Source organism: Serratia proteamaculans, assembly GCF_013337185.1.
GTDB classification, from domain to species: Bacteria; Pseudomonadota; Gammaproteobacteria; order Enterobacterales; family Enterobacteriaceae; genus Serratia; species Serratia proteamaculans_D.
Genome location: NZ_SWDE01000002.1, coordinates 328918 through 352824 on the forward strand (window position 1 = coordinate 328918; position 23907 = coordinate 352824).

Annotated in this window: 19 protein-coding genes, 1 tRNA gene and 1 pseudogene; 9 read left to right on the forward strand and 12 right to left on the reverse strand. The window is 50.9% G+C overall.

Annotated features, from left to right (window positions below; all coding sequences use genetic code 11):
- Positions 1-4: 4 nt before the first annotated feature.
- From citF to citC, 4 genes are read right to left on the reverse strand one after another with little or no spacing between them, the layout of a single operon-like run.
- A complete protein-coding gene (gene citF, locus FCL49_RS11820; protein ID WP_174353753.1) occupies positions 5-1510 on the reverse strand; it encodes a citrate lyase subunit alpha in 1506 nt (501 codons plus the stop codon).
- A complete protein-coding gene (locus FCL49_RS11825; RefSeq protein ID WP_174353754.1) occupies positions 1510-2430 on the reverse strand; it encodes an aldolase/citrate lyase family protein in 921 nt (306 codons plus the stop codon). The genes citF and FCL49_RS11825 overlap by 1 nt, the downstream gene beginning before the upstream one ends.
- On the reverse strand, positions 2414-2722 hold the full coding sequence (gene citD, locus FCL49_RS11830; protein ID WP_174353755.1) for a citrate lyase acyl carrier protein: 309 nt from the start codon (positions 2720-2722) through the stop codon (positions 2414-2416). Before citD ends, FCL49_RS11825 begins: the two co-directional genes overlap by 17 nt.
- Positions 2719-3792 (reverse strand): [citrate (pro-3S)-lyase] ligase, encoded by a 1074-nt coding sequence (citC, locus tag FCL49_RS11835; RefSeq protein ID WP_174353756.1) that lies wholly within the window; start codon positions 3790-3792, stop codon positions 2719-2721. Before citC ends, citD begins: the two co-directional genes overlap by 4 nt.
- A gap of 319 nt (positions 3793-4111) precedes the next feature.
- On the opposite strand from citC, the gene dpiA reads away from it, so the two are divergent.
- From dpiA to FCL49_RS11850, 3 genes are all read left to right on the forward strand, one after another.
- Positions 4112-4798 (forward strand): two-component response regulator DpiA, encoded by a 687-nt coding sequence (dpiA, locus tag FCL49_RS11840; RefSeq protein WP_174353757.1) that lies wholly within the window; start codon positions 4112-4114, stop codon positions 4796-4798.
- Positions 4799-4911: 113 nt separating this feature from the next.
- A complete protein-coding gene (locus FCL49_RS11845) occupies positions 4912-8001 on the forward strand; it encodes a beta-galactosidase (RefSeq protein WP_174353758.1) in 3090 nt (1029 codons plus the stop codon).
- 113 nt (positions 8002-8114) lie between these two features.
- Positions 8115-8190: transfer RNA gene (locus FCL49_RS11850), tRNA-Asn, on the forward strand.
- 165 nt (positions 8191-8355) lie between these two features.
- Here FCL49_RS11850 and FCL49_RS11855 read toward each other — a convergent pair.
- The 4 genes and pseudogenes from FCL49_RS11855 to FCL49_RS11870 all read right to left on the reverse strand — a co-directional run bounded on the left by FCL49_RS11855 (position 8356) and on the right by FCL49_RS11870 (position 12824).
- Positions 8356-8745: a hypothetical protein gene (locus tag FCL49_RS11855; RefSeq protein WP_099063773.1), complete on the reverse strand. Its 390-nt coding sequence runs from the start codon at positions 8743-8745 to the stop codon at positions 8356-8358.
- Between the two features lie 145 nt (positions 8746-8890).
- Positions 8891-9316 (reverse strand): hypothetical protein, encoded by a 426-nt coding sequence (locus tag FCL49_RS11860; RefSeq protein ID WP_174353759.1) that lies wholly within the window; start codon positions 9314-9316, stop codon positions 8891-8893.
- A gap of 158 nt (positions 9317-9474) precedes the next feature.
- Positions 9475-9675, reverse strand: a pseudogene (locus tag FCL49_RS11865) (integrase); the annotation flags it as partial.
- Positions 9676-9740: 65 nt separating this feature from the next.
- Positions 9741-12824: a TrlF family AAA-like ATPase gene (locus FCL49_RS11870; protein WP_174353760.1), complete on the reverse strand. Its 3084-nt coding sequence runs from the start codon at positions 12822-12824 to the stop codon at positions 9741-9743.
- Positions 12825-13682: 858 nt separating this feature from the next.
- Here FCL49_RS11870 and FCL49_RS11875 point away from each other — a divergent pair.
- From FCL49_RS11875 to FCL49_RS11885, 3 genes are all read left to right on the forward strand, one after another.
- Positions 13683-14573 (forward strand): oxidoreductase, encoded by an 891-nt coding sequence (locus FCL49_RS11875; protein ID WP_174353761.1) that lies wholly within the window; start codon positions 13683-13685, stop codon positions 14571-14573.
- A 279-nt stretch (positions 14574-14852) separates the two neighbouring features.
- Positions 14853-15830, forward strand: coding sequence for a DUF1852 domain-containing protein (locus tag FCL49_RS11880; protein WP_174353762.1), 978 nt, complete (start codon positions 14853-14855; stop codon positions 15828-15830).
- Between the two features lie 26 nt (positions 15831-15856).
- A complete protein-coding gene (locus FCL49_RS11885) occupies positions 15857-16888 on the forward strand; it encodes a methionine synthase (protein WP_174353763.1) in 1032 nt (343 codons plus the stop codon).
- Between the two features lie 68 nt (positions 16889-16956).
- On the opposite strand, the gene FCL49_RS11890 is transcribed toward FCL49_RS11885, so the two are convergent.
- On the reverse strand, positions 16957-17568 hold the full coding sequence (locus tag FCL49_RS11890) for an NAD(P)H oxidoreductase (RefSeq protein WP_135317219.1): 612 nt from the start codon (positions 17566-17568) through the stop codon (positions 16957-16959).
- Between the two features lie 101 nt (positions 17569-17669).
- On the opposite strand from FCL49_RS11890, the gene FCL49_RS11895 reads away from it, so the two are divergent.
- The 3 genes from FCL49_RS11895 (at position 17670) to FCL49_RS11905 (ending at position 21016) form a co-directional block, all read left to right on the forward strand.
- Positions 17670-18593, forward strand: coding sequence for a LysR family transcriptional regulator (locus tag FCL49_RS11895; RefSeq protein WP_174353764.1), 924 nt, complete (start codon positions 17670-17672; stop codon positions 18591-18593).
- A gap of 305 nt (positions 18594-18898) precedes the next feature.
- Entirely contained in the window at positions 18899-20194 is a 1296-nt protein-coding gene (locus FCL49_RS11900) for an MFS transporter (protein ID WP_174353765.1), read from the forward strand.
- A 15-nt stretch (positions 20195-20209) separates the two neighbouring features.
- The gene (locus FCL49_RS11905; RefSeq protein WP_174353766.1) at positions 20210-21016 is read left to right on the forward strand and encodes a substrate-binding domain-containing protein; all 807 of its coding nucleotides are present in this window, start codon (positions 20210-20212) and stop codon (positions 21014-21016) included.
- On the opposite strand, the gene FCL49_RS11910 is transcribed toward FCL49_RS11905, so the two are convergent.
- From FCL49_RS11910 to FCL49_RS11920, 3 genes are all read right to left on the reverse strand, one after another.
- A complete protein-coding gene (locus FCL49_RS11910; protein ID WP_174353767.1) occupies positions 20991-21890 on the reverse strand; it encodes a LysR family transcriptional regulator in 900 nt (299 codons plus the stop codon). The genes FCL49_RS11905 and FCL49_RS11910 overlap by 26 nt on opposite strands.
- Before the next feature lie 95 nt (positions 21891-21985).
- Positions 21986-23005 carry an NADP-dependent oxidoreductase gene (locus tag FCL49_RS11915; RefSeq protein WP_174353768.1) on the reverse strand — a complete coding sequence of 340 codons (1020 nt, stop codon included), beginning with the start codon at positions 23003-23005 and terminating at the stop codon, positions 21986-21988.
- Between the two features lie 60 nt (positions 23006-23065).
- On the reverse strand, positions 23066-23848 hold the full coding sequence (locus FCL49_RS11920) for an SDR family NAD(P)-dependent oxidoreductase (RefSeq protein WP_174353769.1): 783 nt from the start codon (positions 23846-23848) through the stop codon (positions 23066-23068).
- Between the last annotated feature and the right edge of the window lie 59 nt (positions 23849-23907).

Genomic DNA, 23907 nt, shown 5'->3' on the forward strand with positions numbered 1-23907 from the left:
AGGATTACTCCGCCACCTGATGCACCACGTCGATCACCGACCCGTCGCGATAGCGCACTACCGCCACCACCTTGTCGGTAAAGACGATCGGCTCCGGTTCACCGGTCAGCAGCAGCGCTCGCTGGCGCAGCCAGTCGATGCTGACCACCGGCAAACCGGCCTCTTGCAGCCGCTGCGCCAGTTCCGGCCGCGCCGGATTAACGGCAATACCATGATCGGTAACCAGAATATCGATGCTGGAGCCAGGCGTGACACAGGTGGTGACCTGTTCGACCAGCGTTGGGATGCGCCCGCGCACCAGCGGTGCCACGATGATTGCCAACCGCGCCGCCGCTGCAGTGTCGCAGTGGCCACCGGAAGCGCCACGCAGCACGCCGTCGGAGCCGGTCAGCACGTTAACGTTAAAACCGGTATCGATTTCCAACGCGCTCAACACCACCACGTCAAGCCTGTCGACCGAGGCGCCCTTCGAGCTGAAGTTGGCATACTGATTGGCGCTGATTTCTATATGATTGGGGTTACGCGCCAGCGACATCGCCGCCGCACGGTCAAAACTTTGCACGTCCAGCAGGCGGGCGATCAGCCCTTTTTCATGCAAATCCACCATAGTCGAAGTGATGCCGCCTAATGCGAAACCGGCGCGAATGCCGCGCGCGCGCATTTTGTCTTCCAGAAAACGCGTCACCGCCAGCGAAGCGCCACCGGTTCCGGTTTGCAGCGAGAAACCTTCGGTAAAGTAGCCGGAACCGGCGATCACTTCGGCGGCCCGGCGGGCAATCAGCAGTTCACGCGGGTTGGAGGTCATGCGCGTGGCATCGGCGCCAATCTTGTCGGCATCGCCCACTCGCTCAAGTTGAACAATCAGATCCACCCGATCCTGTGCCAGACTGGCCGGATGATGCGGATAAGGCACAATCGCTTCGGTCAACAGCACCACGGTGCCCGCCGCATCGGCATCCACTTTGGCGTAACCCAGCGAGCCGCAGCAGGCTTCGCCACTGTAGCCATTGGCATTACCGAACTCATCGCAGGCCGGTACCCCGAGGAAGGCAACGTCGATACTCAACTCGCCGGACTCGATCAGGTTGACCCGCCCCCCGTGGGAGTGGATTTGTACCGGTTCGGCCAACAGCCCGCGTGAGATGGCGTCTGCCAGCGGGCCGCGCACGCCGGAGGTATAAATGCGGCTCACCACCCCGTGGCGGATATGGCCGACCAGCGGCGCATGGCATTCGCTGAGCGAGCTGGAAGCCAGCGTCAGGTTGCGGAACCCCATCGCCGCCAGCGTTTCCATCACCTGATTTAGCGCCAGATCGCCACCGCGAAACGCATGGTGGAAAGAAATGGTCATGCCGTCCTGCAACCCGCTGCGGCGCACCGCCTGTTCCAGCGTGTCACAGCGTTTGATATCACGGGGTTTGCTCGCCTGCTGGTTAGCCTTGGAGGACGCCTGATAGCAGCGCAAATCAGCCAGGTTATTCAGGGTCATCAGTCGTTGTTGGCGTTTCATTATGCTTCCTCTCCATGCTGAACCGAGGCTTCGCGGATGCCGGAAAGCGCTGCACGCTGCAGCACCAGCCGTGCGCGTTCAATCACCGGGCTGTCGACCATCTTGCCGTTGAGCGACACCACACCGCGCCCCTCCTGCTCCGCCGCCGCCGCGGCATCCACCACCCGCTGGGCATGAGCCACCTCTTTGGCGGTGGGCGCATACAGGTTGTGCAACAGTTCAATCTGTCGGGGATTAATCAGGGATTTGCCGTCGAAGCCAAGCTGTTTGATCAGCGCCGCTTCCTGCAGGAAACCGGCTTCGTTATTGGCGTCGGAATAGACCGTGTCGAACGCCTGAATGCCTGCCGCCCGCGCCGCCTGCAGCAACGAACAACGTGCAAACAACAGTTCGATGCCTTCCGGGGAACGCTCGGTACGCAGGTTGCGCACGTAGTCTTCCGCTCCCAGCGCAATACCGATCAGCCGTGGTGAGGCATGGGCAATCGCCACCGCCTGGGTAATACCCGCCGCCGACTCAATCGCCGCCAGCAGGCCGGTGCTACCGACCGGGCGCCCGCAGTCGGCTTCGATGATGGCAATCTCGCGGGCCATATCCACCACGTCCTGCGCGCTGTCGGTTTTCGGCAGGCGCACAATGTCCGCCCCACCGCGTACCACCGCCTGCAGATCTGCCAGGCCGTAGGCGGAATCCAGTGCGTTGACCCGCACAATGGTTTCCACTTCCTGATACAGCGGATGTTGCAGCGCGTGGTAAACCAGCCGCCGCGCCGCGTCTTTCTCACGCAGGATCACCGAGTCTTCCAGATCGAACATCAGCGCATCGGCCTGATAAATAAAGGCATTGCTCACCATCGCCGCATTGGCTCCGGGCACGAACAGCATGCTGCGACGCAGGCGGTGTTTATTCAGCGTTTTCATTCGGTGCTCCCCACGGCAGTTGGCCATTGTCGCTGGCACGCACCAGCGCGGTTTCCAGCCGGGCCCGCAGTACGCAGTCGAGCGCCCCTTTGTCGTCTACCATCACCTGCACCGGCTCCACCTGGTAGTGCACCAGCACCTGCAACAGCGTCTGGCGGATGGCTTCGCCAAACTGTTTCTCCACGCTGCTGGCGATCAGCAGATCGTGTTCCGGCCCCTCGGCGGGGGCGATGCGCACCATGACGTCGCTGGATTCCAGCGTGCCGGCCATTGCTTCTCGGATAATTTTCATCTTTCACCTGATTGTGCGGATTCAAAGGGAGTGGCTGCCGGTTTGCTCCGGCGCTGCGTTTGCAAATCTTGCAGGTAATACAGGGTGTCCGGTGGCACCAGCGGCGCGGCGGCGTGAAAATCACCCGCGGCCAACAGCTTACGCACCCAGGAGGCGGAGATTGCCGTGCCCTGATATTGCAAACGCTCAATTTCTACCAGCGCGATTGGCGGGCTGGATAACGCCGGGGTTTCCAGCCAATAACGCATATCGCGGTTGTACTTCGCGGTGACCGCGCAGAACGGCTCGTTGCCGACAAAACGGTGGGTGATGCCCAGCGCAGGGGCCAGATACTGACGAAAGATCTTCAGATCGATTTCGGTGTAGCAGTCGTCGGCAATACCCTGATCTTTAATGAAGTAACAAGGGAAAGTGGCGCGGGAAATGACGTATTGCGAGCCTTCATGCACCGTCAGGTTGGCAATGTCTGCCGTGCCTGCCAGCACCAGCCGCCGCCGGTCTTCATAGCTGAAACGCGAGGTGTTTTCCTTGACCAAAAACAGGTGCAACCAGTCGCACTTTTCGGCCGCCTGGCGCACCAGATATTGGTGACCACGGGTAAAGGGATTGGCATTCATCACAATGCTGCCAATGCGCTTGCCCGGCTGCCGCTGACTCGCCAACTGGGCGGCATAGCGCTTCAGGCGGCACGGGCTGTTTTCCATCAGCACCACGATGCCCGGCACCTGGGCTATCGGATAAAAACCACACTGGCGGAACAGCGGTTCATTTTGGATTTTGGTGTAGATAAATAGCTGGGTGTGGTGGCGTTCATAAGCCAGATTCACCAGTTCGGTCGCCAGTTGCAGTGCCAGGCCTTCGCCACGCATTTGTGGGCTGATGGCAACGCATTTGATAATATTGTCCGCAATACCGCCGCAGGCGACCAATTTATCGTTCTGTGTAACGGTAATAAATATTTCAACCGTAGTATCAATATTCAGATCGTTACTCCGCAGGAAGACATTAATCTGCGCAATCCTTTTATGATCTGATCTTCTCACTCGGTCAAATATGGCATCGCCCAACATATCACGCTCTCTGGGTTAACTAATAAATAACAAACAAAACAGAAAACAAACATCAATTAACACTTATGTGGAATTAAAACCTTAAAAACCATAAAGATGAAAACGAAAGGCCATGGCTAAAACTTAATGAAACAATAGTAATAAGAAAAAAATAGCCAATTATTGACCTATTTCACAAACACCTTTCGGTTAATAAGTTATTTAATGTTGTTTATTTACTTAATTATTTTTATGGTGTTTATTACTAAGATATTCTTTATTCGATAGTGCAATTCACTTACATTTATTTAGCATATTCATTGCAACGGGAAGCGGTCCTATGGAATGGTTGAACATACTGATCGTCGAAGATGAAATGCCGCTGGCGGAGATGCATGCGGAATTTATCCGGCAGAACGGCGGTTGCCGGCAAATCTGGCTGGCCGGCACCCTGGCACAGGCGCGCATGATGACCGACCGCTTCAAACCGGATCTGATCCTGCTGGATAACTTCCTGCCCGACGGCCAGGGCATTGAACTGCTGCGTGAGCTGACCCTGAGCGGTTATGCCGGCGGCATCGTGTTTATCACCGCCGCCAGCGATATGGACACCGTGGCCGAAGCGCTGCGTTACGGGGTGTTCGACTACCTGATCAAACCGCTGGCTTATGATCGTCTGGCCCACACGCTGCTGCGTTTTAGCCAGCGGCGTCAGGCGCTGAAAGACAAAGCGCGACTTAGCCAGCAGCGCATCGATCAGATGTTCAATACCTATGCACGCGGTGAACAGCAGGCGGCATTACCGGCGGGTATCGATGAACTGACGCTGGTCAAAGTCCGCGCCTTGTTCGAACTCCCCTCCGCCAGTCATACCGCTGAAAGCGTTGCGCAAAAGATAGGGTTAAGCCGGACCACCGCACGCCGTTATCTGGAGTTTTGCACCGCCGCCCAGCAGCTGCGTGCGGAAATCATTTACGGCAAAGTGGGCCGTCCGCAGCGGATTTATCGCCCCAGCCTGCCAGAATAAGCGGTTATTTGATCGGCCCTGCAAGGTTGAATGTAACCGCTTTACTTTTTGAGGACTCATCAGCATCTTATTCGGCATGACGCCCCTATAATCTGCCGACAGGACGATCGCCGATGAGTAGCCTGCCCCCTCCTTCTTTGAAAGACCTCCTCGCCCGCCGGGACTGGCAAAATCCGGCCTGTACCCATTATCAACGGCTGGCGGCACATCCGCCTTTCTCGAGCTGGCGCAGCCTGAATGCCGCACGTGATGATGAGAGCAGCGAGAGTCGGCAAATATTGAACGGCGACTGGCAGTTCAGCTATTTCGACAAGCCGCAGGCGGTGCCCGACAGTTGGTTGCAACAGGACCTGGCCGACGCCGATACCCTTGCTGTGCCGTCCAACTGGCAACTTGCCGGTTATGACGCGCCAATCTACACCAACGTCCGCTACCCGATCCCGGTCGATCCACCGCGGGTGCCGGAACATAACCCGACCGGCTGCTATTCGCGGCAGTTTACCGTCGACCCTGGCTGGCTGGCTGAAGGCCAGACGCACATTATTTTTGACGGCGTCAACTCGGCGTTTTATCTGTGGTGCAACGGCCACTGGGTCGGTTATTCACAGGACAGCCGCCTGCCCGCCGAGTTTGATCTCAGCCCCTGGTTGCAGCCCGGTGAAAACCGACTGGCGGTGATGGTGCTGCGCTGGTGCGATGGCAGCTATCTGGAAGATCAGGATATGTGGCGCATGAGCGGTATTTTCCGCGACGTCAGCCTGCTGCATAAACCCGCCGCACACCTGAGCGATATCCGCATCACCACTCCGCTGTATGACAGTTTCCGCCGTGGCGAGCTGGTCGCAGAAGTGCACGTCAACCAGCCAACGCAGCATCGGGTACAGTTGCAGCTATGGCGCGATGGCCAACTGGTTGGGGAAAAAACCCAGGCGTTTGGCAGCGAGATTATCGATGAACGCGGTGCCTATGAGGATCGCACTACCCTGCGCCTGCCGGTGGAACAACCATTGCTGTGGAGCGCGGAAACGCCCACGCTGTACCGCGCAACGGTCACCCTGCTGTCGTCGGAAGGGAAAATTATTGAGGTGGAGGCCTATGACGTCGGCTTCCGTCAGGTGGAAATCAGCAATGGGCTGCTAAAACTTAACGGCCAGCCGTTGTTGATCCGCGGTACCAACCGTCACGAACATCATCCGCAGCACGGTCAGGTGATGGACGAGGCCACCATGCGCCATGACATCCTGCTGATGAAGCAACACAACTTCAACGCGGTGCGCTGCTCACATTACCCGAACCATCCATTGTGGTACCGGTTATGCGATCGCTACGGGCTGTATGTGGTGGATGAAGCCAATATTGAAACCCACGGCATGCAGCCGATGAACCGGTTGTCTGACGATCCGCTGTGGTTGCCGGCCATGAGCGAGCGCGTAACCCGCATGGTGCAGCGTGACCGCAACCACCCCTGCATTATTATCTGGTCGTTGGGCAACGAATCCGGTCACGGCTGCAACCACGACGCGCTGTATCGCTGGGTGAAAAGTCAGGATCCTACCCGCCCGGTTCAGTACGAAGGCGGGGGTGCCAACAGCGCCGCCACCGATATTATCTGCCCGATGTATGCGCGGGTGGATCAGGATCAGCCGTTCCCCGCCGTGCCCAAGTGGTCAATCAAAAAGTGGATCGGCCTGCCGGATGAGCATCGCCCGCTGATCCTGTGCGAATACGCTCATGCGATGGGCAACAGCTTCGGGGGTTTTGACCGCTACTGGCAGGCCTTCCGTCAGTACCCACGCCTGCAGGGTGGCTTCGTCTGGGACTGGGTCGATCAGGCACTGACCCGCAGCGATGAAAACGGCAACCCGTACTGGGCTTACGGTGGCGACTTTGGCGACACGCCGAACGATCGACAATTCTGCCTTAACGGTCTGGTATTCCCCGACCGCACTCCCCACCCTGCGCTGTTTGAAGCACAACGCGCTCAGCAATTTTTCCAGTTTTCCTTCGACGCCGAGACGCTGACACTGACCGTCAACAGCGAGTATCTGTTCCGCCAAACCGACAATGAACGGCTGAACTGGCGGCTGGAACTCGATGGCACGGAACGCGCCAGCGGCAGCTTCGATCTCAGCCTGCCGCCGCAGGGCTGCGCCAGCTACCCACTGCTCGAGCGTTTGCCGATGCTCCATCAACCCGGCGAACTGTGGCTGAATGTCGAAGTGGTGCAACCGCAGGCCACCGACTGGTCCGAGACCAACCATCGCTGCGCCTGGGACCAATGGTTGGTGCCCCGCACGCTGCATTTTGCATTACCAGCAGCGGCCGGTTCAGCGCCACAGCTGAGCCAAAATGAGCAAACGATCGACATCATCCATGGCCACCAACGCTGGCAGTTTACGCGCCACGACGGCTGCCTGAGCCAATGGTGGCAACATGAGCGCCCTCAACTGCTGACGCCACTGCGCGATAACTTTATCCGTGCGCCGCTGGATAACGACATCGGCATCAGCGAAGTCGAGCGCATCGATCCCAACGCCTGGGTAGAACGCTGGAAGCTGGCGGGCATGTACCGGCTGGAGGAGCGCTGCACGCTGTTGCAGGCCGACCAGCTTGGCGATGGCGTGCGGGTGGTGAGTGAACACCTGTTCGGAGCCGATGGGCAAACGCTGTTGCGCAGCCGCAAACAGTGGCTGTTCGACAGCCAGGGCGCAGTCAGCATCAGCGTCGACGTCGATCTCGCCGCCAGTCTGCCGCCACCGGCACGTATTGGCCTGAGTTGCCAACTGAAAGAAATTCATCCACAGGCGCAATGGTTGGGGCTGGGCCCGCATGAGAACTACCCGGACCGCCGCCTCGCTGCACAATTCGGGCGCTGGCAACTGCCGCTGGAAGAGTTGCATACGCCGTATATCTTCCCCGGCGAGAACGGGCTGCGCTGCGAGACCCGCAACCTGCAGTACGGTGACTGGCGCATCGACGGACGGTTCCACTTCTCGCTCAGCCGCTACGGCCTGCGCCAGCTGATGGAGTGCAGCCACCAGCACCTGCTGCAACCGGAAGCCGGCACCTGGCTCAGCCTGGACGGCTTCCATATGGGGGTGGGCGGTGACGATTCCTGGAGCCCGAGCGTTAATCAGGACTACCTGCTCAGCGGCAGCCATTACCATTATCAACTGCGTCTAAAATGCGCAGAACAGAGCTAAATCTGCCAAAAGCTCAACGGGTTGCGCATTCTGTAAGCAAACAGTCACAGAATGCGTAATCCGCCTTTGACATGCTGCCAACACCCCGTTATGATTCCGGCCGTTCAAACGATTCCTCTGTAGTTCAGTCGGTAGAACGGCGGACTGTTAATCCGTATGTCACTGGTTCGAGTCCAGTCAGAGGAGCCATATTAGAGAAGCCCGCTCAGGGAAACCTGAGCGGGCTTTTTGCTTTTTGCTTTTGGTTTTTGGTTTTTGGTTTTTGGTGGATGGCTGCGAGGAGCAGAAGTTCGCAACACCAACAACTACATGACTAACATTGAGATGTCTTAATCAACGGAGAGCAGGTCATAGTCACTTTAGTTGCTTCAATGGATAAGAGTTAGTGGTACTGGAACCGTCGCTGTAAAGCTCGGTAATAATGATTTTTTTACCATCAATAGCATATTTGACCGTACTATCTGCAGGATCATCCCGCCAGCGACCGGTGCTGTCAGGATTGTCAGATGCCCACATAACTTGATCACCTATAAGTTTGCACTTGATTGCCCAACGGGTGCCATCGTTTTGTCGGATATAATGTACGTAGGCAATACCTGATTCGACTTTATCCAACTGCATGATCTTATGGTCACGGCCAAACATCGCAGCAGAAGCAGCCTTGCAAACCTGACCTACTGTGACTTCAGAGGCCTGTACCGGCGCAGTAAACACCAGCGGAACAAGAAGTAAGAGTTTCTTCATACGGATCAATCCATTTTGTTTATTTTCAGGAATAACTCTAAATGTATATTTCGGCAACCTAAAGCGTTTCTTGACTATAATTTAGTGTTGCGATGACAGGACTGATTAACTTAGTCCCTCGCGTAATCTAAAATCTGCCTGACTGTCAGCTTTGCTCCTGCTGTGCACCCTCAGCGTGGTAAGCAAACAAAATATCCGGCATGAGGCCAGTTTTCTCTATGGTTGTCAGCACAGACTGAGTAGATACTTCAGCGATAATCTTCATTGCCTCATCACGGATTTCAACATACGCAGGGTTATCCCGGGGCAAAAATAGCTCAAGGAGGTGGGCAATCGCTTTACCGTTAACAGAAAGGCTGAATGTGCCAGCGGCACGATCCACATTCCAGATATAAATGAGAGGACCGAGCCCAATATCCTCGCAATCATCTTCGTTACGGATCCCCGGAAGATAGACGGGCATAGACAGCTTTTCATCACTCAGCGTCAGCGCAATAAACTGTTTTGCCGTGATTGAGGAAGCTTGCCCGGGCTCAGTTTCAGGTCTTTTCTTTCTAAAGAATCCGAACATCCCATTTCCTTGTTAGTGGTGAATCAGAAAGATAATTAGCAATCCTACAGTACTAAATGATCAGGTCAATGGAATGACCCGTTCCCCGTTGAACAACACAGATTGTTGTTAGCCACTTTCGCTCCTGGCACAGGGCTGCTGTAGTAGCCCTGACAAATTCAGACTTCTATCGACTCAGAGATCTCCAACGCATAATCGACTTCAATGCCCAGATAACGAACCGTGCTTTCCAGTTTCTTGTGGCCCAGCAGGAGTTGGATCACACGAAGATTCTTAGTTTTCTTGTAGATCAGGTAAGGTTTTGTTCTTCTCATAGAATGTGTGCTGTAAAGCGAATCTTCGAGACCAAGCTTTGTAATTATTAACTGGATATTAAGGTGGCCGATTTCACGGACACCTTAATTTAAAATAAACGTTAATAGAATTAATGATATTTTAGTTTGCGGTTATTGAATGCTGGCATTGTTCCTTCAAGAACATCAACAATTTTTCTATTTACTTCACTGCACTCAATAGAACCAGATGTATAAGATATCTTGTGTCCATTTCGTCTATCAAAACCACAATGAATGATTTGCTCAGCATCACATACAACAGCCAAATTAGGGTTGTGAGTTACCATTATTATTTGCCTTTTATGTTTAGCCTCAGTGAGCACTGGAACTAAAAGACTAACAATGGTTTCATTGTCAAGATTCTCCTCAGGTTGATCGAGAATGATTGGCATATCGCCTTTATCAACCAACAGATAGAATATCAGCAGTAAGGCACCTCTTTGGCCGGGAGATAGTTGTTCTATTTGAGCATCTTGAAACTTCAATGTATATCTCGGTTCAATATATTCTAGGCCAAAGATAAAATCATAAACTTCATGTGAGTCACGATCCTTTCGCAGCATAGAGCTTATGCCAACTTGGTTTTTTGATGCCAGTTCAATTTTATCCAATAGTTCTTTAAGAAACGACAGTACTGAATCCTTATAACTAAAATTATGTGAATCAATTAAGTCCTTAATCGCAGAAATACTTTCTGATTCACCTCGAAAGTCACCAGATGCTTGCTTGATCATTGAGAACAACTTAGAAGAAACTAATTCGGTTGTAGTGTTTAACTCCGCACTGAATTGCAGTTTATAGTCATCACGTATCAATTCATTACTTTGGATAAGATCTTGAACCGGATTAAATAAATCCTCTCGTTTTTTTCTTTTATCTTCTAAAATATCAAAAATCTCACCAGAAAAAATTTCTCTTTTCACGATTAATTCTTCCCTTCGGGAGGGGAGATTATCTAATTGTTCCTTTCTATATATCAACCCCATTAGAGTATCGGGCGATTCTTTATTACCCTCAATCTCTAGTTTTTTCTCTTCCCAGATTCTAAACTGCTCTAAAAACTCTTGATACGCTTGTTGTGGTTCATTGAGCTTAGAACTTAAAGGTCCTTTCCTTAAATTTAATGATTCCTTACTTTTAGCAATCTCATCGTTTCTTATTTTTATCTCATTACCTCGTAAAGTAATAGCATCCTCGATATCAATAATTGTCTTATGATTAATGTCAACTTTAATGATGTCACTAAAATTCAGGCCTAATAAAGATGCATCACCGGCGAAGTCTTTTTCAAATTGCTGTAGTGTTCGCCTGACAACATCCAATCCTTCCTCAATGTTCTTGCAAGCCTTTGTCTTGGCTGAAATATTTGTGAGTTCTTGTTGGTTATCATCACTATTTTTTTTCAAAACCTCCAAACTATCTGCAATTATAGAAAGTTCTTCAGCTGCTATTTGTTGATCAGGTGACAACACACCGGTAGGTTTTTGTATCTCAATCGGTTTTATTTTTAAGTGCTCATCAAGTAATCTTTGTTTTTGATTAACTTGTTCATCAATAGATTTTCGCACCTCATCAGCCATTTGATTTTCTACAGACTCTATTTCCCAGTTTACTTTATGCAATTCACCCCTAACGTTTTCTAGGTTTCCTCTCAAAGAACGCTCTTGCTGTTCAATAAGTTGATTGAAATCATGAGCTCCAAGACGGATTGAGTCATTTGCATGTGAGAAAATAACAGTTCTCAATTCATTTTCGAAAGCATCGGATTGTCCCGTGACATGGGCATTGCATAATTCTTCAAAATGACCTTGTGGTATGTATTTTACAAGCTCAACGTTCTCAATTGCTGGATTTTCGTTTAGATTATTTATGAGAAACTCTTCATCAGACCAAGTAAGTTTTGCAGTGAAATGCTTAGCAGGTTCACCTGTTTTACCTCTAAAACGGTTGGCCTTTAAGAAAGAAAAATGATGACTTAACTTAGAATTACCTAATAATGCTGTTATATCAGCAAGGGCACTTTTGCCACTGCCTTTATTTCCGATAATTGCAACTAGATCGTAGTTTAAATCAATAGATGTACCATCGAGCCAGTTATCAGAAAATGAAGAACCTTCAATTTTATTAACGTGAATGCTATCTATGAAAAGACTTTTATTTTCTTTCACTACTTTACATTTAGGAGGCATAGAACCTATAAATGAACGTTTGGAAGGTTCTTTAATTGCTTGTTTTAATCCTGCATATGTAGGGTCAGCTTTAATCCAAGTCGCCTTTCCAGATGGGTAATCACCATAACCGCGGCGGTCATTATTGCCATCCTTCCCAACAAAGCAATGCGCATCACTTCCTGATATAGCTAGGCGAGGGATATTGTTAAGTGCATGTTGAAAATCTTGAAACCAATTGCCATTACGCACTGTTTTATTTCCAGAAAAAGCCTCTGCCAAAGCAATATTTCTAGTTTCGAAAATAGGAGATGTCTTGAACAATCCGAGAACATAAGAAAAATGTTCATTCCTGTCAATTTCAGTTAATCCATCGTTAGTATCAAATGGCATGAATCCGATCGCATTCCCATTTTTAACTTTAGCGACAGCTTTTTTATAACTATCACAATTAAGTTCGGCCATTATTGAACCAGCTTTCAAAGCATAAGCATTGTCTTCTTGTATTTTATCATGCTCTAATGAGTGATGGCGAAGTTTATCTTTAGGAACAAATCTTGCAAATTCAATAAGGGCGGCGTTGGATAAATTCCTAGGTTCCTGCCCAGGAAATTCCACTTTTAAATTGGATTTAAAATCTAAAAGTTCCTGATCCTCAATCAAATCTGAAAATAACACGTGAGCATTAAGACGACCTTTCATAGGAGCCATCAAACGTAGTTCAATACCCGGAAAAACGGTTTTCTCCAACTTAGGGGCATCAGGTTGTGATAGCCGATGTTTTAAAGCGAACCATCCATCGAAAGTCCAATAATCCATAATTGCAAATACAGCAGGTTCTGCGGCATTGAGCGCATGGATCATTTCATCTATAAGTGGAGTATTTTCACTGGAGCGGTAATCAAGGTTAAATTTTTCACCATTCCAATGGAAAGATGCAGGAGTATGAATATGAAGATCCCATTTTCTCCACTCAGAACCTCTTTGGTATTTTATATTCGTCATATTTTTTATCCTTTTGAGTATCAATACTGAAATACATTCAAATCACGTTGCCTAGGAACATATCCTCTAAGCGGTTTACTGAGCCGATTTCTCGATCATTGAACTTATCATGAAGCCCACAGCGGTCGCAGATTTTTGCTGGAACAGATAAAAATTCAACTTTTGAAAATTCTCGCATGTTAAGCCTTAGACCGGTTTGAGAAGATAATTTAGGATTGTATCCTTGATTAAAATTTAGCACATCGCCGATTTCATCACTGCTTAGCAACCGCTAAACATAGCGTACATTTTTGAACACCTCGCCCAGCTTCTGCTGCGATCACAGGTTTTATCGGTCTGGTCACCTTACGAAGGTCAAAACAGATAATCACATATGATCTATTCCCAGTAGATAAGTACATTCAAATGTTAACAACGTCCGCTCCTGGCACAGAGCAGACTGTTAAAGCTCTTTGGACACAGTCTCGCTTTGAACCGACTTTTTGATGCTCGTCCTGGCTCCCCTTCCTTTGCAGAGAACATCGTAGAGCGATTAATACATGAAGCGAAGTGTTTAAACCCGCTTGCTTTTCCAGATATCGCACATCCCAGGTAAAAACATGCTCATCTCCTGGCTTTAAGCAATTTTTCCCCACTATTCTCAACACATCCCAAAGCAACGACTCTGTGAGGCTCTCCTGTGGGCTACCAGAGGCTATCAAGTGCCATATCGCTGCGACATGAAATCAGCTTGCTGTTTGCCGCACTCCTGAGTTATCTGTTTCTCGGTGAAATACACACGTTGAGCAAAATACTGGCGAGCACGGTGAGTGCTACCGGCACGCTGTTGATGGATTGACGATCACAAGAGGACTTGAAATGCCTGACTCCCCTACTATTGCTCTGATTGGTCCCGGTGCGATTGGTACCACTATCGCTGCTGCACTGCACGAAGTTGGCCGCACGCCACTGCTTTGCGGACTCACCGCGCACCCACAATTAATTCTGCGTCACGATGAAGGTGAAGTGGTGGTTCCTGGTCCGGTATTGAGCAAGCCACCGACCAATACCCAACCCTTCGATCTGGTCTTTGTGGCGGTGAAAACGACCCAGGTGGCTGAGAGCGCCAATTGGCTTGCCGCGTTATGCGATGAAAACACTGTCGTGTGTGCGCTGCAAAACGGTGTCGAACAGAAAACTCTGTTGGAACCCTATGTTAACGGAGCAACGGTACTGCCTTCGGTCGTATGGTTCCCGGCACAGCGCGAACCAGATTCCTCTGTCCGCCTGCGGGCTAAACCGCGTTTGACACTCCTGGATGTGCCACAGGTAAAACGGATCGTTGATGCGCTCAGCGGTACCCGCTGCAGCGTTGAACTGTCATCCGATTTCCTCTCGATCGCCTGGCGCAAACTATTGCAGAATGCGGTCGCGGGCCTGATGGTTCTTGCAAACCGCCGTGCGGGAATGTTCTCACGCGGGGATATCACGAAACTGGCACTGGCTTATCTGCATGAATGTCTGGCTGTCGCACGTGCCGAAGGTGCGGTACTTAGCGATAACGTTCCCCAGGAGATCCTTGACGGTTTTCATCGTGCGCCTGCCGACTTGGGCACCTCCATTCTCGCCGATCGCCAGGCCAATCGCCCGCTGGAATGGGAAATACGTAATGGCGTCGTGCAGCGTTATGGCCATTCACAGGGTATTCCTACCCCTATTAGCGACATCCTGGTTCCTTTGTTGGCGGCAGGAAGCGAGGGGCCGGGTTGACGCGGTAAACACCAAGAGCATTTGCAGGGGGCTCTTCTCACTTCTTGACCAGTCAAGGCCCCCACTGTCGGTACTTCCCCCCTCCGCACCCAGATCATGAATATGCCTCATGTGGTAATGAAATTAAGTCGCTTTCACTCATTCCGTGGCTCTGGCATAAAAGATGCAATGTTAACTTACTGACAACATGAAGACTGATGGATGAGAAACCCAGTAGTTTCTGGAAAATCAAAAATTTAGATTCAGTTTTCATACCAGAACTCAGGGTGCAAGATCACGATGAACAAAGATTTTACATTTACCATCAAGAGCAGTAGTTTCGACGAAAACTATAACCCGTCCGAAAATACGCGCATCACGACCAACTTTGCCAATTTGGCCAGAGGCAAGAATCGTCAGGAAAACCTGCGCAATACTCTGGTGATGATTAACAATCGTTTCAATACCCTGGCGCATTGGGATAACCCCAAAGGCGATCGCTATTCTGTCGAACTTGAAATTATTTCTGTTGAGATGAATATTAAAGGCAATGGCAATAGCTTCCCCGTCATTGAGATATTAAAAACCAACATTATTGATAAAAAAGCCAACAAGCGTACGGAAGGTATCGTAGGGAATAACTTCTCTTCTTACGTGCGAGATTATGACTTTAGTGTGTTGCTGTCAGAACACAACAATAACCAACCCGAATTTAGCATTCCAGATGACTTTGGCAACTTGCACGGGAATATTTTTAAATATTTTGTCAATTCAAATGAGTACAAAGATAATTTTAAAAAATTACCGGTTATATGCTTAAGCGTATCCAGTAAAGACACCTATTATCGCACTGGAAATGAGCATCCTGTCTTGGGTATTGAATATCAGCAAAACGATTCCTCTTTGACTGAACAATACTTCAGCAAAATGGGCCTGCAGGTTCGCTATTTTATGCCAAAAAATAGTGTTGCGCCTTTGGCCTTTTATTTTTCTGGTGATTTACTCGGTGATTACACCGATCTTGAACTTATCAGTACCATCAGCACGATGGAGACTTTTCAAAAGATTTACCGCCCTGAGATTTACAATGCAAACTCTGCAGCCGGACAATACTATCAGCCGGCCCTGAATCACCAGGATCATTCATTAACAAAAATTGTTTATGACCGTGAAGAGCGTAGCCAGTTGGCTATTGAGCAGGGGAAATTTACTGAAGAACACTTTATCAAACCCTATAAGACTATTTTTGAGCAATGGTCTGCTCACTGCGCGCTTTGATTAACCAAAATAAAAGGTCATCCATTATGAAAATATTATTACCTACTTCGACTGCCGGCAGCTTACCCAAGCCTTCCTGGCTGGCACAGCCTGAGACACTTTGGTCCCCCTGGAAATTGCAGGATGAGGAACTGATTGAGGGTAAACAAGATGCCCTGCGCTTGTCTCTGGAAGATCAACAACGAGCAGGCATTGATATCGTCAGTGATGGCGAGCAAACGCGCCAACACTTTGTCACTACCTTTATTGAGCACCTGAGCGGCGTTGATTTTGAAAAACGGCAGACGGTTAGAATTCGTAATCGCTATGATGCCAGTGTCCCGACAGTCGTCGGTGCGGTGACTCGTCAAAAGCCGGTGTTTGTGGAAGACGCCCGGTTTTTACGTCAGCTAACCAAGCAGCCGATTAAATGGGCCCTGCCAGGGCCGATGACGATGATAGATACGCTTTACGATAGCCACTATAAAAGCCGCGAAAAACTGGCCTGGGAATTCGCTAAAATTCTCAACCAGGAAGCCCGGGAGTTAGAAGCGGCCGGTGTCGATATTATCCAGTTTGATGAGCCGGCATTTAACGTTTTCTTTGATGAAGTGAATGATTGGGGCATCGCTGCTTTAGAAAGAGCCATCGAAGGGCTTAAATGTGAAACGGCGGTACATATCTGCTATGGATACGGCATCAAAGCCAATACCGATTGGAAAAAGACCTTGGGGTCAGAATGGCGGCAATATGAAGAAGCTTTCCCCAAACTGCAGACATCCAATATCGATATCATCTCACTGGAATGTCATAACTCGCATGTTCCAATGGACTTGCTTGAGCTGATTCGCGGTAAGAAAGTGATGGTAGGTGCCATTGACGTGGCAACCAACACCATAGAGACACCGGAGGAAGTCGCCAATACTTTGCGCAAGGCACTGCGGTTTGTTGATGCCGACAAGCTCTATCCTTCAACCAACTGCGGCATGGCCCCGTTGTCTCGTCGGGTAGCCACGGGCAAGCTCAATGCTTTAAGCGCAGGCGCTGAGATCATCCGCAGAGAGCTCGCCGCTAAATAACCTCGCCAAATTAGAAAAGCAGGCTTCCCCGGAAGTCTGCTTTTTGCATTTTAACCCGGCGTTAGTGCTCAGGCTTCACTGGTTTCTCTCAGAGAACTTATAACCTCACGCGCCTCGGCGAACAGTTTATGGTAGTGGGCCTCGCCGTCGGTAATCCCCTCCTCCACGCCAATCGTGTTATAGAGAAAATCGATCCTTGCATCCTCCACACCCAGATACGCCATGCTGCCATTAATGTAATCGGTCATGTTCTTTTCCCAGCCGTACTTGATGAATCCTGACTGTGAACCGCCCACCAAAGCCAGCCAGCGGATCTTTTTATCCTTCAGGCCACTCCCTTCACCGTAGGCCAGACCATAGTTCCAGACGCGTTCCAGGTAGCCTTTAAGCATTGCCGGAAAGGCATACCACCATACGGGGAACACCAGAACCAATGTGTCCTTATCCTCCAGCTCATTGAAAAGACGATGCACTTCCTCCGAATAGGTTTTCTGCGGATTATCCCAGTCCGGCTCATCTTCCACCCTGAGTAGCGGATCAAAATGGCTGCGATAGAGATCAAGACTGGAAACATTGTAGCCCTGACGCGCCGCCTCGCTCTGCATCTCACCCACCACCTGCGCGGTTAAAGAATCGGGACGCGGATGGGCCCAGACAAAGTAAATATTATTTAATTTCATATAATTATCCTAATTCTCCGTGAAGGAACTATTACTTTACGGCCGCAGGATAGTTGTGTAAAACGTAGTATTTGAGATGGGTTATTGAGGGAAATTCACTAATGCAGCCGAACTTTTCAGACTTTGCTTCGTTTATTGCCGTCGCACGCTACAAAAGTTTTCGGGAAGCGGGTGATGAACTGGGGCTATCCCCCTCCGCCATGAGTCACTCCATCAAGCAGCTGGAGCAGAGATTAAAGGTCCGTTTATTTAATCGCACCACTCGCAGCGTGGCGCTGACTGAAGCGGGGTTAACCCTTTTCGAACGACTGCGCCCGGTATTTGATGAAATCAATACCATACTCGACGAGATGAATTGCTTTCGCGATGCGCCGATGGGTACCCTCAAAATCAATACTTCACGCCTGGCCTCACGTCTCTTTCTGCTGCCGTTAATAGCGGGGTTTAGCCGTAAATATCCGGACATCAAAGTGGAGATCACCACCGATGACAAGCTGGTGGACATTGTCCAACAGGAGTTCGATGCTGGGATCCGCCTGAATAACCGGGTAGAAAAAGACATGATTACCGTCCCTATTGGGCCGAAAATCAAACTGGTGGTGGTCGCCACGCCTGAATACCTTAAGCATCATCCCGCGCCAAAACATCCGTGCGAGCTGATTCATCATCAAAGCGTCGTTTTTCGTTTCCAGAGCGGCCGCCCCTACCTCTGGGAATTTGAAAACCCTTCAGAGAAACTTGAAGTGGCTCCGGTGGGGAATATCATGCTCGACGATATGGATTCCGCGCTCGAGGCGGTTCTGTGCGGCGCCGGGCTGGGCTATCTCTATTACGAACAGGTGAAAGAACATCTGCAAAGCGGCAAGCTGGTCAAGGTGCTGGACGACTGGCTGCCCGAACGCCCATCCCTGCAACTCTATTATCCTAATCGCCAATATATGTCTGGCCCATTACGCGCCTTTATTGACTACATGAAAGAGACGCAGAGATCGGCTGAAAATAGTCATCAGGAGAATCAACTCTGATCGCGGCAGTGAGTTTGCCAACCCATAAACTCCCCCCGGCGTCCCCCTCTCAGCATTTTTCTGTCCTTTCCCCTGTATGAGGCTTGTCACAAAACGCGCATGAAGTTTTAGCGTCCAGCGAACAAGTCAGCGCAGGGGAATCATTGTTAATGACCCGTTACAGCTTATCGCACCCAATTGTTAACGTTGATTCATGCGGCAAACGCATCAGTTGATGAGTTTATTGCGCTTATTTACTTTATTGACCTGATCCAGTCTGCAGCAACAGGCGCAGTAAAAGCGCCAATGACAAACTGGAGATTAAGATGCATTCCTCTAACGCCCCCATGACCCACCGGGCCAGAATCAGCGCGATACTGCGAGTTACCTCCGGCAACTTTCTGGAGCAGTTTGATTTTTTCCTGTTCGGGTTTTATGCCACCTACATTGCCCATACCTTTTTTCCGGCCAGCAGTGAGTTTGCCTCGCTGATGATGACCTTCGCGGTCTTTGGCGCGGGCTTTTTGATGCGCCCTATCGGTGCAATCGTGTTGGGTGCGTATATTGATAAAGTCGGCAGACGTAAAGGGCTGATTGTTACCCTGTCGATCATGGCCGCCGGGACCTTTCTGATTGTTCTTATCCCGTCCTATCAGACGATCGGGATCTGGGCGCCGTTGCTGGTGCTGGGCGGTCGTTTATTGCAAGGCTTCTCAGCCGGTGCTGAACTGGGCGGCGTATCCGTTTACCTGGCCGAAATTGCCACCCCAGGCCGCAAAGGCTTTTACACCAGTTGGCAGTCTGGCAGCCAGCAAGTGGCCATTATGGTGGCCGCGGCGATGGGTTTCGCCCTGAATGCCGTTATGGAAGAAAGCGCCATTCGCGAATGGGGCTGGCGTTTGCCTTTCCTGTTCGGCTGCCTGATTGTCCCTTTCATCTTTTTATTGCGCCGTAAACTGGAAGAAACCCAGGAGTTTAACGCCCGTCGCAACCATCTGGCGATGCGCGAGGTGTTTAAAACCCTCTTGGCAAACTGGCAGGTGGTTATTGCCGGCATGCTGATGGTCGCCATGACCACCACCGCATTTTATTTGATCACCGTCTATGCACCGACGTTCGGTAAAAAAGTGCTGATGCTGAGCGCCTCTGACAGCCTGCTGGTGACCTTGCTGGTAGCGATATCCAACTTCCTCTGGCTGCCGGTAGGGGGCGCCCTGTCAGACCGTTTTGGTCGTAAACCAGTCCTGATCACCATGGCCCTGCTGGCACTGGTCACTGCGTATCCCGCACTTGGCATGCTTGCTGCGGCCCCCAGCTTCTCCATGATGCTCACGGTGCTGTTATGGCTCTCCTTCATCTATGGCCTCTACAACGGTGCCATGATCCCGGCGTTAACCGAGATCATGCCGACGGAGGTGCGGGTTGCCGGTTTCTCACTGGCCTACAGCCTGGCGACCGCGGTCTTTGGCGGATTTACACCGGTCATTTCTACCGCGCTGATTGAGTACACCGGCGATAAGGCATCCCCCGGCTACTGGATGAGTTTTGCTGCGCTATGCGCATTGCTGGCGACGTTCTATCTGTACCGTCGCAGCCCATTATCTTTACAAACAGCAGCCTAAATCAGGGATTACGTCATGCAAAAAATCTACCGTTCATTGCTCGCTACGTTGGTGATTTTCTCTGTCAGTACGGGAGTACACGCTAAAGAAGTGACCGTCATGATTTCAGGGGGCTTTAAAGCCGCACTGGAAAAACTGGCCCCACAGTTTGAAGCAACGAGTGGCGACAAAATCATTTTGGTTTCCGGCCCCTCGATGGGTAATACGCCCCAGGCGATCCCGGCACGCCTGGCTCGCGGCGAAAATGCCGACGTGGTGATCATGGTGGGTGATGCACTGAAAAAGCTGGAAAAGGATAACTGGATACAGCCGGGGTCGCGCGTGGAACTGGCCGACTCGCCGATTGGCATGGTGGTCAAACAAGGTGACCCCAAACCCAATATTAAAAATGATGCAGAGCTGCGCAATACCCTGCTGCAGGCTAAATCCATTGCCTATTCTGACAGTGCCAGCGGCAGATATGTCAGCAGCCAGCTGTTTCAAAAACTGGGTATTGAAGATAAGGTGAAGGAAAAGGCGCATAAGGTTGAACGCATTCCGGTGGCATCCGAGGTGGCGAAAGGGAAATATGCGGTAGGTTTCCAGCAGGTCAGTGAACTGCTCCCCGTCCCGGGCGTAACCTTTATTGGCGAACTGCCTGACAATGTCCAGTACATTACCCGCTTTGCCGGTGCGGTCACCGCCAAAGCCGAACACCGGCAGGAAGGCAAAGCGCTACTGGATTTCCTGTCTTCCCCGCAGGCGCAAAAAACCATTCACGCCACCGGGATGAGAGCCGTGAAGGCTGAACAACCGGCTAGGCAGAGTGATACTGTTCAGTAATCAGTTTTTCCAACTCGGCGGCAAGATAGGATTGCATACGTCCGCTGCGCCGGATCAGGCCGACGGTGCGCTTTACAACCGGGTCAGTCAGCGGCAGGTGAGTCAGCACCGAATGATCTGACCCCGGCATCGACATAGCGGGTACGGCAGCAATGCCGATACCCGCCTCAACCATGCCCAGCAGGGTCGTCACATGGCGGGTTTCGCAGAGGCTGGGACGCTCAGGGATGATGTGTACCAGCATCTGATCGAGCAAATTGCGGTTGCCGGAGGTCTTATCCAGCCCCACATAATCCTGCTGATAAAACTCGCGCCAGGTCAGGCTTTTTTTAGCGGCCAGAGGGTGATCGCGCCTGCAGGCAGCCACGTAAACATCCCCAATCAACGGCAAAAATTCGATATTGGGTTGCAGGTTTCTCGCAAAACAGATGCCGAAGTCGGCCTGGCCGCTGGTAACCGCTTCGATGACATTGCCGGCACTGCTATCGATAAGCTTAACGCGTACGCGTGGATAGCGAGCCTGAAAGCGGCGAATCACGTCGGGCATAAAGTAATAGGCCGCTGAAGGCACCGTGGCAACGGTGACCAGACCCGTTCTGTCCTGACTGACCTTATTGATATCGGCTAATACCAACTCAACGTTCATCAAGAGTTGATCTGAACGCTCGGCAAAGGTCTGTCCATACAGGGTTAGCGTGACGCGCCTGGTGGTTCTGTCGAACAGCTTAATCCCCAGCGCGGATTCCAGCTTCTCTATCCTGCGGCTCAATGCTGACTGCGAAAGGCAAATGGACTCTGCGGCAAGCCGAAAATTACCGTATTCAACCAACGCGCGGAAGGCGTAGAGATCGTTGAGGTCAAAATTTACGGGCATAGTGGCAGGCAATCCTTTCAGCAGCGGCAAGAGCTTAAAGAAAAGATGATAGCCACTTATCAGACAACGGCAACACGGCAGCATAGAAAAAGGAATTAATCCTGCATCTTGATAACCACTTTTCCCTTCGCATGCCCCTGGGCAAGGTAGCCAAGAGCCTCCTTTGTTTGAGCAAAGGGGAATACCTTGTCGATTATGGGTTTGATTTGTTCGGTTTCTACCAGTTTACCTATTTGGCTGAGTTGATCGCCATCTGGCCGAACGAAAAGAAAGGTATAGGTTAAGCCCCGCTTTTTTGAAAGACGCATAATATTGCGGCTCATAAGCCTGAAGATAAAAGTCAGAAAGAAATTTAACCCCCGAGCCCGCGCAAACCTGACATCCAGCGGCCCGGTGAGAGAAACAATATTGCCTCCAGGCTTTAGGATCTGGGTGGATTTCTCAATTGTATCGCCCCTGGTGGTGCCAAGTACCACATCATAGCCAACCAATACCTTTTCAAACTCTTCTTTTTTATAGTCAACGACTTCGTCTGCCCCCAGGCTCCTCACCCAGCCGATATTGCCCGTACTGGTTGTTGTCCCCACGGTGGCGCCCAGTTGCTTCGCCAGTTGGATGGCAAAGGAGCCTATCCCCCCAGAACCCGCCGGGATGAAAACCTTCTGACCAGGCCACAGCCTGACTCGCTCTGTCAGTGCTTGCCAGGACGTGAGGCTTACCATAGGGAGCGAAGCCGCCTGCACAAAATCCAGGTTTGCCGGTTTTATAGCTGCAGCGCTCTCAGGCACCACCGCAAATTCGGCAAGAGACCCCGTTCCCGTATCGAAGATGCTGGCGAAGATTTCATCACCAGGGGAAAAACGAGTCACGCGACTTCCCACGGCAATAACAACCCCAGACAGATCGCTACCCAAGGTTGCAGGTAGCTTAAAATGCAGAACCGGCTTAAATATTCCGGTTGGGATCATATTGTCGATTGGATTTAGGCCCGCAGCGTAAACTTTAACCAAGACTTCATTAGCCTTGAGCGAAGGAAAATCTACGTCATCGAACCCTAATTCAGGAGATTTACCGTAACGCTTAAACGTGAAGGCTTTCATGGTCTTATTATTCATTTGTTTTTCCCCTGCCGTGCAGGAAGCTGAACGTCGGTTCTGAGCCGGACCCTTTATTGTCTAAAGGGTTTTATATCGCTCTGCGGCTTCATCTTGTTTGATGTCCGCTAGCAGAGTCTGACGCGCAGCATCGAGGTTGTCCCAGCGTGCGGCGTTCTGCAAAGGTGGGATGGTAACGAGTTCACGCCGATCAAATCCAACCAGGGCTGCATCAACCAATTCGCCCACTTCCATCATTTGGGGCAAAGTGTTGGTGTCGATACCTGCACGTTGCCAAATATCCGTGTAAGTCCCGGCAGGGAGCACCGCCTGAACATAAATCCCCTTCTGCGACAGCTCAATATTCAGGCCCTGAGACAGGAACAGGACAAAGGCTTTGGTTGCGCCATAAACCGACATTGCAAATTCAGGGGCGAGTCCGACGACGGAACTGATGTTGACGATAGCGCCCTCGCCAGCCAGTACAAACCGAGGCGCCACGGCATTGGCCAGTCGGGTTAAAGCCGTCACATTAAGCGCGATAAGCTGCTCAATTGAATCAGACGTCTGCTCTGCAAAGCTGCCCGACTGCGCGATACCCGCGTTATTGATCAGAATGCCTATCCGCGAATCATCACGCAAATGAGCTTCAACAGCCGCTAAATCATCCGCTTGTGTGAGGTCAGCAGGCAGCACGTCGACGGCAATACCCCTTTCTTGTCTCAACCGCTCGGCAAGGCTATCAAGCTTAGTCTTGTCGCGGGCGACCAGAACCAGGTCATGGCCCCGACGTGCGAACCGTTCAGCGTATACGGCACCAATGCCTGTAGAAGCGCCTGTAATCAGAACTGTTGATTTGGTCATGAAATGCCCTTCTTTATCAATGAGTCAATGAAATTCGCAAACTGCGATGTCTGTAGAAC

Bases quoted from the DNA above. Each gene is read 5' to 3' on its own strand.
- citF (WP_174353753.1), bottom strand. From the start codon at position 1,510: ATGAAACGCCAACAACGACTGATGACCCTGAATAACCTGGCTGATTTG.
- FCL49_RS11825 (WP_174353754.1), bottom strand. From the start codon at position 2,430: ATGAAAACGCTGAATAAACACCGCCTGCGTCGCAGCATGCTGTTCGTG.
- citD (WP_174353755.1), bottom strand. From the start codon at position 2,722: ATGAAAATTATCCGAGAAGCAATGGCCGGCACGCTGGAATCCAGCGAC.
- citC (WP_174353756.1), bottom strand. From the start codon at position 3,792: ATGTTGGGCGATGCCATATTTGACCGAGTGAGAAGATCAGATCATAAA.
- dpiA (WP_174353757.1), top strand. From the start codon at position 4,112: ATGGAATGGTTGAACATACTGATCGTCGAAGATGAAATGCCGCTGGCG.
- FCL49_RS11845 (WP_174353758.1), top strand. From the start codon at position 4,912: ATGAGTAGCCTGCCCCCTCCTTCTTTGAAAGACCTCCTCGCCCGCCGG.
- FCL49_RS11855 (WP_099063773.1), bottom strand. From the start codon at position 8,745: ATGAAGAAACTCTTACTTCTTGTTCCGCTGGTGTTTACTGCGCCGGTA.
- FCL49_RS11860 (WP_174353759.1), bottom strand. From the start codon at position 9,316: ATGTTCGGATTCTTTAGAAAGAAAAGACCTGAAACTGAGCCCGGGCAA.
- FCL49_RS11870 (WP_174353760.1), bottom strand. From the start codon at position 12,824: ATGACGAATATAAAATACCAAAGAGGTTCTGAGTGGAGAAAATGGGAT.
- FCL49_RS11875 (WP_174353761.1), top strand. From the start codon at position 13,683: ATGCCTGACTCCCCTACTATTGCTCTGATTGGTCCCGGTGCGATTGGT.
- FCL49_RS11880 (WP_174353762.1), top strand. From the start codon at position 14,853: ATGAACAAAGATTTTACATTTACCATCAAGAGCAGTAGTTTCGACGAA.
- FCL49_RS11885 (WP_174353763.1), top strand. From the start codon at position 15,857: ATGAAAATATTATTACCTACTTCGACTGCCGGCAGCTTACCCAAGCCT.
- FCL49_RS11890 (WP_135317219.1), bottom strand. From the start codon at position 17,568: ATGAAATTAAATAATATTTACTTTGTCTGGGCCCATCCGCGTCCCGAT.
- FCL49_RS11895 (WP_174353764.1), top strand. From the start codon at position 17,670: ATGCAGCCGAACTTTTCAGACTTTGCTTCGTTTATTGCCGTCGCACGC.
- FCL49_RS11900 (WP_174353765.1), top strand. From the start codon at position 18,899: ATGCATTCCTCTAACGCCCCCATGACCCACCGGGCCAGAATCAGCGCG.
- FCL49_RS11905 (WP_174353766.1), top strand. From the start codon at position 20,210: ATGCAAAAAATCTACCGTTCATTGCTCGCTACGTTGGTGATTTTCTCT.
- FCL49_RS11910 (WP_174353767.1), bottom strand. From the start codon at position 21,890: ATGCCCGTAAATTTTGACCTCAACGATCTCTACGCCTTCCGCGCGTTG.
- FCL49_RS11915 (WP_174353768.1), bottom strand. From the start codon at position 23,005: ATGAATAATAAGACCATGAAAGCCTTCACGTTTAAGCGTTACGGTAAA.
- FCL49_RS11920 (WP_174353769.1), bottom strand. From the start codon at position 23,848: ATGACCAAATCAACAGTTCTGATTACAGGCGCTTCTACAGGCATTGGT.